10 protein-coding genes are annotated in these 12,840 nt (G+C 46.2%); 5 read left to right on the top strand and 5 right to left on the bottom strand.

The features are described 5' to 3' along the window. The 4 genes from putB to putR all read left to right on the top strand — a co-directional run bounded on the left by putB (position 1) and on the right by putR (position 5,411). Complete coding sequence (gene putB, locus DIC78_RS08370) at positions 1 to 912, top strand: proline dehydrogenase PutB (protein ID WP_127696919.1); 912 nt, start codon at positions 1 to 3, stop codon at positions 910 to 912. Between the two features lie 16 nt (positions 913 to 928). Beyond that, complete coding sequence (gene pruA / locus DIC78_RS08365) at positions 929 to 2,476, top strand: L-glutamate gamma-semialdehyde dehydrogenase (RefSeq protein WP_127696030.1); 1,548 nt, start codon at positions 929 to 931, stop codon at positions 2,474 to 2,476. Between the two features lie 124 nt (positions 2,477 to 2,600). Next, on the top strand, positions 2,601 to 4,022 hold the full coding sequence (putP, locus tag DIC78_RS08360) for a sodium/proline symporter PutP (protein ID WP_240312838.1): 1,422 nt from the start codon (positions 2,601 to 2,603) through the stop codon (positions 4,020 to 4,022). 153 nt (positions 4,023 to 4,175) lie between these two features. Then, complete coding sequence (putR, locus tag DIC78_RS08355) at positions 4,176 to 5,411, top strand: proline utilization transcriptional regulator PutR (RefSeq protein ID WP_010332961.1); 1,236 nt, start codon at positions 4,176 to 4,178, stop codon at positions 5,409 to 5,411. Positions 5,412 to 5,448: 37 nt separating this feature from the next. Here putR and DIC78_RS08350 read toward each other — a convergent pair whose 3' ends face one another. Both DIC78_RS08350 and DIC78_RS08345 read right to left on the bottom strand, forming a co-directional pair. After that, positions 5,449 to 6,306: a TIGR03943 family putative permease subunit gene (locus tag DIC78_RS08350; protein WP_101860177.1), complete on the bottom strand. Its 858-nt coding sequence runs from the start codon at positions 6,304 to 6,306 to the stop codon at positions 5,449 to 5,451. A gap of 4 nt (positions 6,307 to 6,310) precedes the next feature. Next, positions 6,311 to 7,195, bottom strand: a complete 885-nt coding sequence (locus DIC78_RS08345; protein ID WP_082687818.1) for a permease — start codon at positions 7,193 to 7,195, stop codon at positions 6,311 to 6,313. Positions 7,196 to 7,466: 271 nt separating this feature from the next. On the opposite strand from DIC78_RS08345, the gene DIC78_RS08340 reads away from it, so the two are divergent. After that, entirely contained in the window at positions 7,467 to 8,477 is a 1,011-nt protein-coding gene (locus tag DIC78_RS08340; RefSeq protein WP_127696028.1) for an NAD(P)/FAD-dependent oxidoreductase, read from the top strand. Positions 8,478 to 8,505: 28 nt separating this feature from the next. Here DIC78_RS08340 and cobA read toward each other — a convergent pair whose 3' ends face one another. From cobA to nasD, 3 genes are read right to left on the bottom strand one after another with little or no spacing between them, the layout of a single operon-like run. Further along, the gene (cobA, locus tag DIC78_RS08335; RefSeq protein WP_127696026.1) at positions 8,506 to 9,957 is read right to left on the bottom strand and encodes a uroporphyrinogen-III C-methyltransferase; all 1,452 of its coding nucleotides are present in this window, start codon (positions 9,955 to 9,957) and stop codon (positions 8,506 to 8,508) included. 59 nt (positions 9,958 to 10,016) lie between these two features. After that, positions 10,017 to 10,337, bottom strand: coding sequence for a nitrite reductase small subunit NirD (gene nirD / locus DIC78_RS08330; RefSeq protein ID WP_024120163.1), 321 nt, complete (start codon positions 10,335 to 10,337; stop codon positions 10,017 to 10,019). 31 nt (positions 10,338 to 10,368) lie between these two features. Next, positions 10,369 to 12,786 carry an NADPH-nitrite reductase gene (nasD, locus tag DIC78_RS08325; protein ID WP_127696024.1) on the bottom strand — a complete coding sequence of 806 codons (2,418 nt, stop codon included), beginning with the start codon at positions 12,784 to 12,786 and terminating at the stop codon, positions 10,369 to 10,371. Positions 12,787 to 12,840: the final 54 nt, after the last annotated feature.

Here is a 12,840-nt window from a genome sequence, read left to right as displayed (position 1 = left end):
GTGATCACAAGAGATTTTTTCTTATTTTTATCCAAAAGCGGCTTTCTCAATAAGATGGCGAGAAACTGGGGAAGCCGGGTAGCAGCGGGTAAAATTATCGGCGGGAATGATTTTAACAGTTCAATCCCGACAATTCGACAGCTTAACAGCCAAGGCTTGTCAGTTACTGTCGATCATTTAGGCGAGTTTGTGAACAGCGCCGAGGTCGCAAGGGAACGCACGGAAGAATGCATCCAAACCATTGAGACCATTGCGGATCAGCAGCTGAACTCACACGTTTCTTTAAAGATGACGTCTTTAGGTCTCGATATAGATATGGATCTGGTGTATGAAAATATGACGAAAATCGTCCAGACGGCCGAGAAGCATAAAGTCATGGTCACCATAGACATGGAAGACGAGGTCAGATGCCAGAAAACGCTTGATATATTCAAGGATTTCAGAAGGAAATACGAGTATGTAAGCACGGTGTTGCAGGCCTATCTGTACCGGACGGAAAACGATATTGACGATTTGGATTCTTTGAAACCGTTCCTTCGTCTTGTAAAAGGAGCATATAAGGAATCAGAAAAAGTGGCTTTTCCGGAAAAAAGCGATGTCGATGAGAACTACAAAAAAATCATCCGAAAGCAGCTCTTAAATGGTCACTACACAGCGATTGCGACACATGACGATAAAATGATCGATTATACAAAGCAGCTTGCCAGGGAAAACGGCATTTCCAATGACATGTTTGAATTCCAGATGCTGTACGGCATGCGGTCGCAAACCCAGCTCAGCCTCGTAAATGAAGGTTATAACATGAGAGTCTACCTGCCTTACGGAGAGGATTGGTACGGCTACTTTATGAGACGCCTGGCAGAACGTCCGTCAAACATTGCATTTGCTTTCAAAGGAATGACGAAGAAGTAAAAAAGGAGAGATTACAATGACAACACCTTACAAACATGAACCATTCACAAATTTCCAAGACCAAAACAACGTAGAAGCGTTTAAAAAAGCGCTTGCGACAGTAAACGAATATTTAGGAAAAGACCATCCTCTTGTCATCAACGGTGAAAGAGTGGAAACAGAAGCGAAGATCGTTTCAATTAACCCGGCTAATAAAGAAGAGGTAGTCGGCAGAGTCTCAAAAGCTTCTCAAGAGCACGCTGAGCAAGCAATTGAAGCTGCGGCTAAAGCCTTTGAAGAGTGGAGATACACGTCTCCGGAAGAAAGAGCGGCTGTCCTGTTCCGCGCGGCTGCCAAAGTCCGCAACAGAAAGCATGAATTCTCCGCTTTGCTCGTAAAAGAAGCAGGGAAGCCTTGGAACGAGGCAGATGCCGATACGGCTGAAGCGATTGACTTCATGGAATATTATGCACGCCAAATGATTGAACTGGCAAAAGGAAAACCGGTCAACAGCCGTGAAGGCGAGAAAAACCAATATGTATACACGCCGACTGGCGTAACAGTCGTTATTCCGCCTTGGAACTTCTTGTTCGCGATTATGGCGGGAACAACAGTAGCACCGATCGTTACCGGTAACACAGTTGTTCTTAAACCTGCGAGCGCAACGCCTGTCATTGCTGCGAAATTCGTTGAGGTTCTTGAAGAATCCGGTCTGCCAAAAGGCGTTGTCAACTTTGTTCCTGGAAGCGGAGCGGAAGTCGGTGACTACCTTGTTGACCATCCAAAAACAAGCCTTATCACGTTTACGGGATCAAGAGAAGTCGGTACGAGAATCTTCGAACGTGCGGCAAAAGTTCAGCCAGGCCAGCAGCACTTAAAACGTGTTATTGCTGAAATGGGCGGTAAGGATACAGTTGTAGTGGATGAGGATGCGGACATTGAATTGGCGGCTCAATCCATCTTTACATCTGCATTCGGCTTTGCGGGCCAAAAATGTTCTGCGGGTTCACGTGCTGTTGTCCATGAAAAAGTGTATGATCAAGTATTAGAGCGCGTTATTGAAATTACAGAATCTAAAGTAACGGCTAGCCCTGACAGCGCAGATGTTTACATGGGACCTGTCATTGACCAGGGTTCTTATGATAAAATTATGAGTTATATTGAGATCGGAAAAGAGGAAGGCCGATTAGTAAGCGGCGGCACTGGTGATGATTCAAAAGGATTCTTCATCAAACCGACGATCTTCGCTGACCTTGAACCGAAAGCAAGACTCATGCAGGAAGAAATTTTCGGGCCTGTTGTCGCTTTCTCTAAAGTATCAAGCTTTGATGAAGCATTAGAAGTGGCCAACAATACTGAGTACGGTTTAACGGGAGCGGTGATCACAAACAACCGCAAGCACATTGAGCGTGCAAAACAAGAATTCCATGTTGGAAATCTGTACTTTAACCGCAACTGTACAGGAGCCATCGTCGGCTACCATCCGTTCGGCGGCTTCAAAATGTCCGGCACAGATTCAAAAGCCGGCGGTCCTGATTACCTGGCACTGCACATGCAGGCAAAAACAATCAGTGAAATGTTCTAAAGCGGGACTAAATGGGCATCCTCCCTGCGGGGGTGTCCATTTCATCCATATACTATAAAAAAGAGGAGGAAGTGCCATAGAAAACACACAGCTGATTATTTCAATTTGTATTTATATGGCGGGGATGCTGCTGATCGGCTACTTTGCCTACAAACGTACGTCAAACCTGACGGATTACATGCTGGGAGGACGTTCCTTAGGTCCGGCTGTAACCGCTCTCAGTGCGGGAGCTGCCGATATGAGCGGCTGGCTGCTGATGGGGCTTCCGGGCGCCATGTTTTCAACTGGACTAAGCGGCGTTTGGATTGTGTTCGGGCTTTGCCTTGGAGCATGGGCAAACTGGCTCTACGTCGCGCCGCGGCTGAGAACATATACAGAAAAAGCGGGGAATTCGATTACGATTCCCGGATTCCTTGAAAATCGTTTCGGAGATCAAACAAAGCTCCTCAGACTGTTTTCAGGAATTGTCATTTTAGTCTTTTTCACATTTTATGTATCGTCCGGAATGGTGTCCGGCGGCGTCTTATTCAACAGCATCTTGGGGATGAATTATCACACCGGCTTGTGGATTGTGACTGGTGTTGTTGTCGCGTACACCCTGTTTGGGGGCTTTCTGGCTGTCAGCTGGACAGATTTTGTTCAGGGGATCATTATGTTTGCAGCACTTATTCTCGTTCCTATCGTTACGTTTTTCCACACCGGGGGAATAGGTGAAACAACTGCTGAGATCCGCTCTGTGGACCCTGATATGTTTAATATTTTTAAAGGAACCAGTGTTCTTGGCATCATTTCATTGTTTGCCTGGGGCTTGGGCTACTTCGGCCAGCCGCATATCATTGTGCGCTTTATGGCGATTACGTCTGTCAAAGAGATCAAAAGAGCGCGCAGAATCGGAATGGGATGGATGATTCTTTCGGCAGCCGGCGCAGTGCTGACAGGTTTGGGCGGAATCGCTTATTACCATCAGCGGGGCATGACATTGAAGGACCCGGAGACGATTTTTATTCAATTAGGAAACATTTTGTTCCACCCAATTATCACAGGTTTTCTGATTTCTGCGATTTTAGCGGCCATCATGAGTACGATCTCTTCCCAGCTGCTTGTCACATCAAGCTCTTTGGTAGAGGATTTGTATAAGTCGATGTTCCGGCGCTCAGCTTCTGATAAAGAACTGGTGTTTTTAGGGCGTCTGGCTGTGCTGGCTGTTTCAATTGTCGCGTTAGTTCTGGCATGGGAGAAAAACAATACCATCCTTGGATTGGTCAGCTACGCGTGGGCGGGCTTCGGTGCATCTTTTGGACCAGTTGTACTGCTCAGTTTATTTTGGAAACGAATGACCAAATGGGGGGCACTCGCCGGCATGATTGTAGGGGCAGCGACTGTAATCATTTGGGCGAATGCCGGTCTTTCGGGCTTTCTGTATGAAATCATACCTGGTTTTGCTGCGAGTCTATTATCTGTCTATATCGTCAGCGTATTGACGCAGGCTCCGTCACAAGATGTGACAGACCAGTTTAAAGACTACCAAGATACGATGTCACAATAAAGATCGAAAGGAGGAGGAAGGGGATATCCCTTTTTCCTCTTTTCTCCTTTTAAGACCGCTGTTTTTTCTTTTGGAAACAAACGTATTTTTTTCTATACAAAAAGACCCCGTATGGATATGATTAAAGTAAAAAAAGTATAGGAGAAAAAAGGTATGGAAGAGCTTTTAGAGAGAGTTTTTTCATTTTCAGATGTTGATAAGCTGATTGACTTTATCAGCTATGAACTGCAAAAACCAGTGATACTGGAAAGCGCGGATTTCTTTTTGTTAGCCTACAATTCTTACTATATTAACCATTTTGATTCTGCGAACCAGCAGACTATTTTTTCAAAAAAATGTCCGGTTCAGATTTTTGAGAGGTTTTTGAAGGACGGGATCATTGAAAAGCTGAAAACAGAACCTGAGCCTTTTCGCGTCAATAAAATTGAGAGCATTGGGTTAAATCAGAGAGTAGTCGTGAGTGCGAAGCATAAAGGGGAAGTCATGGGCTACATCTGGATTCAGGAACTGGATCGTGATCTGACAGACGAAGAGCTCGATTTTTTGTACGAGACCTCCTTCCATGTCGGAAAAATAATTTATAAAGCGAACAAGCTGAAACAGGAAAAGGAAGAAAGAGCTGAGGACCTCATCAAACGGGCTATCTATCAGCAATTTATTTCTGAAAAGGAGCTCAGGCGCGAAGCTGAGAGAATCAACACCGTGCTGCCTTCTGTGTTTTCAGTTGTCATCCTGCACGCCGCGAATGGGGATGGGGAAGCGGTGGAAGATTTAAAGGAAAATATCAGGTCTTACCTGAATTTGCGGGATAAAGTCAGTCATGTCTTAACGATAGAATCCAATATTGTCATCGTCGTAGCGAGTTTTTCCCAAAAAAGCTCCGCCTCCTCAGCAGCTGCTGAATTCATTAACAAGCTGTTAACACATTTTCACTTTCAAAAAATTCCTACCCCTATCTATATCGGTATCGGAAACGAATATGATCACATCTTAAAGCTCGGAAAAAGCTATACAGAAGCATTGGAAGTCATTAAAGCCGCAGAAATAACCGGCAACCAGGAAAACATTCCATATGAATATGAGAAGCTCGGTATTTATCGTTATTTAGAAAGCATTGAACAGAAAAATGACTTTTTGGAATACGAGAATAAGGATTTGGCTTTACTAAAAGCGAAAGACCAAGAAAGCAGCACCGAGCTGCTGAAGACGCTGGAAATCTATCTCCTCAACAATTGCAAAACAAAACCAGCCGCAGAACAGCTGTTTATTCACCAAAACACATTAAATTACCGCATCAAGCAGATTCTTGAAATGACATCCATCGATTTAAGCGATTTCAGAACGCGATGCCAGCTCTATCTTGATTTGATGCTGATGAAAAAGAAATAAAAAAAGAAACCAGTACTTGTACTGGTTTCGTCTTCAATTAAAATCCTCTGTAAACATACGGATCATCAGGTTTTTTAATGGTGTTCCAGTCCGTCACTTTCACGACAGGGAGGGTGGATTTGAATGGCTGATAGTATTCTGAGGACAAAGTGCCTTTGATATGAATCCATTCATCATCCTTAATATCCATGTCCTTCGGAAATTCCACTAGCATCCCGTAAACGCCGGAATCAGCGATACAGTGAATAATGCCAAACCGCAATACGAAGAGCTGGTTTTTGTTAATTGCGTTTCCTTTATACGCAAATCCATGAAATTCAATCGTACGGCCGAGAAATTCGCCCGGATAGTTATAAATGGTTTCCATACCCTTTAAGAAATCATCATCGGTCAGAGAAATCTCTTTTTTACCAGAATATTTTTTATACAGCTGTTTCATCTGCTTGTCATAGCTGTCTTGCGCATAATAAAGGCTGGCATCAGGCCGCAGATACTGGGTTTGGGAGTAGTGATCTCCGCTTTCCATGGCCTTAAACGAGAATCCTTTCGTTTTGACGATGGATGAGTCAAGCGTCGCAATCGGAAAAAAGATGCCTGACACCAAAGGGAAAATAAAAACAAGATAAATAAAATACCGCTGATAAAATGGTTTGTTTTGTTCATGATCATGCTCGTGATCATGGCCGCAGCCGCAATCATCGTCATGATGATGCCCGCCTTTTTCAGGCGATTTGATAAACAAATAGGCTTGAACAGCTGTCAAAATGGCCAGCAGGAAGATCGCAATAAAGGACAGATAGGCATATTTCATATTGATATATTTTGTTAGATTTCCTGAGGTGTGCAGATGATAAAAGAAAAACGTAAATCCCATCAGCACCAATAGACGAAACATCCAATCACCCCTTTACCAGTAGTGATCCCGCTAAGACGATCACGACAATATACGTAATCAGCAGGAAAACAAATCGTTTTTTGAAGGCCGCGAGCATCATCAAGAGATTCTTAATATCAACCATCGCACCGAAGACGAGAAAGGCGATGAGCGAGCCTAAAGAAAATGTGCTGCTGAAGGAAGACGCAATAAATGCATCCACTTCTGAACAAAGCGACAAGACAAACGCCAGGCCCATCATCACGAGGGAAGATGATACATCATTCTGTCCGATCGCAAGCAGAGTGGATGTTTTGACGTACGTCTGCATCGCAGCTGCGATAAAGGCGCCGATGATTAAATATTTCCCCACGGAGAAAAATTCATCAATGGCGTGACGCAAGGTCCCTCCCAGCTTTTGCAGCAGGGTGTGGTGATGATGATGGCGATGCCCGGGTTCATCAGGCTTTAAAAGCTGGTTATCCTTAAATTGATAGGATAAGATGATGCCGATGATCACCGAAACGGCGAGCGCCAGTCCGCCCCGGTAAAAGACAACGCTCCATCTATTCCCGAACGCAATATACGTAGAAAACAAAACAATGGGATTGATGATAGGAGCAGTCAGCATAAAAGCAACACCTGCATGAAGAGGAACCCCTTTTAGCAGAAGCCGCCTCGTAATCGGGATAATGCCGCATTCGCAGGCGGGAAATAAGATGCCGGCAAGCGCACCAAATAAGACTGCGAGAAACCGGTTTTTCGGCATGATCCTTGCAATCATTTCTTCAGAAACAAACATTTGAATGATTCCGGACAAAATGACGCCAATCAGAATAAACGGAATGGCTTCTATTAAAATACTGATAAAAATAGAATTCAGCTGAAGAAAAGACGATTGTGCTGTCACAATAAAACCTCCGCTCATGGTAAGCTGCCTCTGATTATATCACGAAAAAAGGCACTGATTGTTTGACGGAAGAGGAGGAAGGATCGTTTCACTTTGGTTAGGATTCTAAGAAATCCAGTGATGCAGCAAACATCCTGCGCGGGAATTATTATTCAGGGCCGGCAAAATGGTTGAACACGGACTCTGGAAATATGATATACTTTGTATTGATATTCATTCTCAATTAAACGATATAACGTTAATGATAGATTTGGAATGGGAGGCAGGACGGATGGCTGAAAATCAAGAGGTGTATGACGTCACGATTGTAGGCGGGGGACCGATCGGGCTGTTTACGGCTTTTTACTGCGGCATGCGGGAGCTGAAAACGAAAGTGATCGAGTATTTGCCGCGGCTCGGGGGCAAGGTGTCTTTATTTTTCCCTGAGAAAATCATTCGCGATATTGGCGGGATACCGGGGATTGCCGGGGAGCAGCTGATCGAACAGCTGAAGGAGCAGGCGGCGACGTTTGACCCTGATATTGTGCTGAATCAGCGAGTGACTGGATTTGAGCGTCTGGATGACGGAACCATGGTGCTGACTAGCTCTGAGGGGGAGAAGCACTATACAAGAACCGTTATTTTGGCTGTCGGCATGGGCACGCTGGAGGTCAATGAGTTTGACAGCCAGGATGCGAGTCGATATGCAGGAAAAAATCTTCATTATAAAGTGGAAAAGCTTGATGCGTTTAGAGGCAAACGGGTCGTGATTTCTGGCGGGGGAGATACTGCGGTCGATTGGGCTAATGAGCTGGAACCGATTGCGGCGTCTGTTACTGTCGTGCACCGCAGGGAGGAATTCGGCGGACTGGAAAGCAGCGTGACGAAAATGAAGCAGTCATCTGTGCGGGTGCTTACTCCTTATCGGCTGGAACATCTCAGCGGCACTGAAGAACGCATCGAAAGCGTCACCGTTTGTCATGCTGAGTCTGGACATACCGAGGAAATCGAGCTTGATGAGCTCATTATTAATCACGGGTTTAAAATTGATCTCGGCCCGATGAAGGATTGGGGTCTCGAGATTGAAGAAGGCCGGATTAAAGCTGACAGACATATGCGGACGAATCTTCCGGGCGTGTTTGTTGCGGGGGACGCGGCGTATTATGAAAGCAAGCTCAGATTGATTGCCGGCGGTTTTACGGAAGGCCCGACTGCCGTCAACAGTGCGAAATCTTATCTGGACCCTCAGGCGGAAAATATGGCGATGTATTCCACCCACCACAAAAAATTGGTTCATAAATAAAAAAGCCCTTTGGAAAAGGGCTGTATCATCAGCTGTGGAGGAGCTTTTTCTCCACTTGCTCATTTTGTATAAACGCAAATAATTGCTCTTGGTCTTGTACGGCAGTAAACCCATATGCAGCGGCGGCCGCGCCATCGCCTATACAGATGACAGGGGGGCGGCTTGCTGACGGTTCTGGTGAAATGCCGATTTCTTCTCCTGCGCTGATCAATTGCTGAGCGGACTGCTTGCCGGGGCAAATGATCATGTGCAGAGGAGACTCACTGATCGTCCGTTCGGTCATTCTGGTGAATCGCTCATCTATGACGTTTTCATGGGTGATATAGCACAAACAGGACTCTGATTTCTGCATTTCTTCTACTGAATGACGGCTGCCGACAATCAGCTTTTTAGGTGAATTGTGATGGTGCTCGGATATGATGAAGCCGCGTTTTATAAGCTCTGCCTTTCCTGCTTCTGACGCTGCACTCAGGCGTGCGGTCAGCTGGCGAATGTCGATTCGTTTGGACGCGAGCGCTTGAAAAAATTCGCTAACCGCACGGCGTGATGTGAAGAAAATATCCTCAAAGGTGCTGATCTGTCCTAGAATATCCTCGTTGGCAGGCATTTTTTCAGTCCGCCATTTTGGCCATTCGATGACATCGGCACCATAATCGCGCAGCTTGTCTGCCAGCGTATGCTCATCTTCGCCATGAGTGACTATCATCATATGCTGCCCGATGAATGGTTTGCTTTCAAACCAGCTGTGTGTTTGAACGTTTACAATATCACCGATGACGATAATGGCGGGATTTGTGATTTGCTGTTCCTGTATTTTTTGATGGATATCCTGCAGCGTTCCTTTTACGCTCCGCTGGCGGCCCCACGTTCCCCATTGAATCACGATGACAGGGACAGAAGGAGATTTTCCGTACGTGATGAGCTGCTGGCAAATAAATGTAAGGTTTTTGACACCCATGTAAAACACAAGCGTTTGAACGCTTCGGGCAAGCCCTTCCCAGTCAAGGTTCGGCGTTCCTTTTAAGGATTTATCATGTGCGGTAATCATGGCGAAAGACGAAGCGAAATCCCGGTGCGTGACGGGGATTCCCGCATACAGCGGCGCTGCGATTCCCGAGGTGATGCCCGGCACCATTTCATAGCGGATGCCATGCTGGTGGAGAGCGTCTGCTTCCTCGCCGACTCTGCCAAACACGCTGGGATCTCCGCCCTTTAAACGGACAACGGTTAATCCCTCCGACGCTTTTTCAATCAGCAGGGCATTGATCTCTGCTTGTTTCATAAAATGGCGGTCCGGCAGTTTTCCGCAATAAATGAACTGGCAGTCTGGTGATGCGTATTCGAGCAGCTTAGGGTTTGCGAGCCGGTCATACAAAATGACATCCGCTTCCTCCAGCGCCTGTTTTCCTTTTATGGTGATGAGCCCTGGATCTCCAGGTCCGGCGCCCACAAAATATACGATTCCGTTTTTCATGATCATGTCATCCTTCCGTCACTGTAAAAAATGAAGGATCACTTTGAAAGTGATCCGGTCTTTGATCAATATACGAGATAAACATATTCTCCTTCGATCAGCGTTTCGTATGTTTTGACACAGCCGTGATCCGGCTCTTGAACGATTCCGTCTTCCAAGGAGATTTTCCAGTCGTGCATCGGACAGAAGACATATTCGCCGCTGACGATACCTTCTGCAAGGACGCCGCCCTTATGGGGACAGCGGTTTTCAATGGCGCGGATGCTCCCGTTTGAAAGCTTAAAGACCGCAAGCTCCTTATCTTCAATATACACTGTTTTTCCTAATTGTTCAGGCAATTCTTCGATTTTTCCGATACATACTTTTGTGACGTCTTTGTTCACCATGTCCATTCCTCCTCAATGTTTGTTTCTGTCATTATGATGTGGTCACGACATTTTCAAATAATTCTTTAGAGGTTTGTTTATCTTCCAGGAAGTCCTTCCACGGATCTTTGCGGACAGAGAGCGTTTCATTCATTCGGTCGTTCAGCTCCTGCCGTTTTTCCGGATCGTTTAAAATATCTTGGACATGGGATAAACCGACGCGCTCTAGCCATGCGGACGTGCGTTCTAAGTAGTTTGCCGTTTCCCGGTAGTATTGAAGATAAGCGCCTGCGTATTCCAAGACTTCTTCATTTGTTTTCACCTTCATCAGCAAGTCGCCGGCACGCAGATGGGTTCCGCCGTTTCCGCCGACGTAAAGCTCCCAGCCTCCGTCGATGCCGACAACGCCAAGATCTTTAATGCCGGACTCTGCACAGTTTCGCGGGCAGGCAGATACGGCCATTTTCACTTTATGAGGCGTGTTGAGTCCTTCAAATTTTTTCTCAAGGTCGATGCCTAAGGCCATGGAGTCTTGTGTGCCGAAGCGGCAGAATTGTTCGCCTACACATGTTTTTACCGTGCGGAGTGTTTTTCCGTACGCGTAGCCTGACGGCATATCAAGATCGGCCCATACCTTTGGCAGGTCTTCTTTTTTCACGCCGATCAAGTCAATTCGCTGGCCGCCTGTCATTTTGACGAGCGGGATCTCGTATTTGTCGACGACATCAGCGATTTTGCGAAGATCTTGAGAGTTGGTTACACCGCCGTACATCCGCGGTACGACAGAGTAGGTTCCGTCTTTTTGAATATTGGCGTGCATCCGTTCATTAACAAAGCGGGATGTTCTGTCATCCTCATATTTGGACGGATTGATCATGCCTAAGTAGTAGTTCAGAGCCGGACGGCATTTGGAACAGCCTTCTGGCGTTTTCCAGCCGAGCACGTTCATGACTTCTCTTGTATGTGACAGCCCTTTGGCTTTGATTTCTTCGACTACCTCGTCTCTCGACAATGAGGTACAGCCGCAAATCGCTTCTTTTTGGGCTGATGCGTCAAAGTCTGATCCCAGCGTATACTGAAGGATGTCTTCTACGAGCGGCTTACAGCCTCCGCATGAGCGGGACGCGCCGGTGCATGCTTTGATTTCATCTGTTGATGAACAGCCCTGTTCCTGGATGGCCTGAATAATTGCTCCTTTTGACACGCCGTTACAGCCGCAGATGATTTCATCATTGCTCATGGCAGCGGTCAGACTTGTGCCGGCTTCTTGGTTGAGAGGCTGTAAAATTGAGATTTTAGAGGTTTCAGAGATATCTGCTTCTTTTTGAATCATCGAAAACAGGCGGTTGCCCTCACTGCTGTCGCCGAATAAAACGGCTCCGACAATCTGATTGCCTCGCAGCACGACTTTTTTATAAATGCCATCCTGTTCATCAAAAACCTTAATCGCTTTTTTCTCGTCTGATTCGTTAAAGTCACCGGCAGAAAAGACCTCGACTCCTGATACTTTCAGTTGAGTGGAGAGAACGGAGCCTTCATAAGGTTTCGTTTCAACACCGCAGATATGTTTAGCGAGCACTTTCGCCTGTTCATAGAGCGGCGCCACGAGTCCGTATGCGATTCCTCGGTGCTCGGCGCATTCACCGACCGCATAAACGTGCGGGATTTCGGTTTGCATATAATCGTTGACAATGATGCCGCGGTTGACTGGAATTCCGCTTTCGGCCCCAAGCGCTGTATTCGGACGGATGCCGACGGCCATGACGACTAAATCGGCTTCAACACTTGTGCCGTCTTTGAATCTGACGCCCTCGACCCGGTCATCTCCGAGAATTTCTTCTGTTTGCTTTTCAAGCAGAAAGGTCATTCCTTGTTTTTCTAATTCGTTTTGCAGCAGGCGTCCGGCCGTTGCGTCAAGCTGGCGTTCCATCAGGAAGGGAGCGAGATGGATAACGGAGACTTCCATACCGAGATTCAGCAAACCGCGCGCAGCTTCTAAGCCAAGCAAGCCTCCGCCAATGACGGCTGCTTTTTTATATTGTTTTGACGCGGCGAGCATCGTGTCTGTGTCTTTTATGTCCCGGAAAGCTGTGACGCCTTTTTTGTCTGCACCTGGAATCGGCAGGATAAAAGGGACAGAACCCGTAGCCAGGATCAGTTCATCATAAGGCTGTATTCTGTCTGCATCGGTGATGACGGTTTTGTTTTCGGTGTCCACTTTAATAACTGTTTCATTGGTATACAATTGTATATTGTTTTCTTCGTACCAGTTCCAATCGTTTAACGTAATATCTTTGATATCTGTATCGCCTTGCAGCACTTTTGACAAAAGGATTCGGTTGTAGTTGGGATGCGGTTCGGAACCAAAAATTGTGATTTGAAATTCGTCTTTTGAAACATTCAGTATCTCTTCAATCGCCCTTACCCCGGCCATTCCATTACCAACAAGAACTAGCTGTTTTTTTCCCATCAGATGATCCGCTCCTTATCAATGTTTTTTTCAGCGTAGCACAGCAAAAAGAAA

It is taken from the genome of Bacillus halotolerans (assembly GCF_004006435.1).
Lineage (GTDB): Bacteria > Bacillota > Bacilli > Bacillales > Bacillaceae > Bacillus > Bacillus halotolerans.
This window is presented reverse-complemented; position numbering and strand designations above follow the sequence as displayed.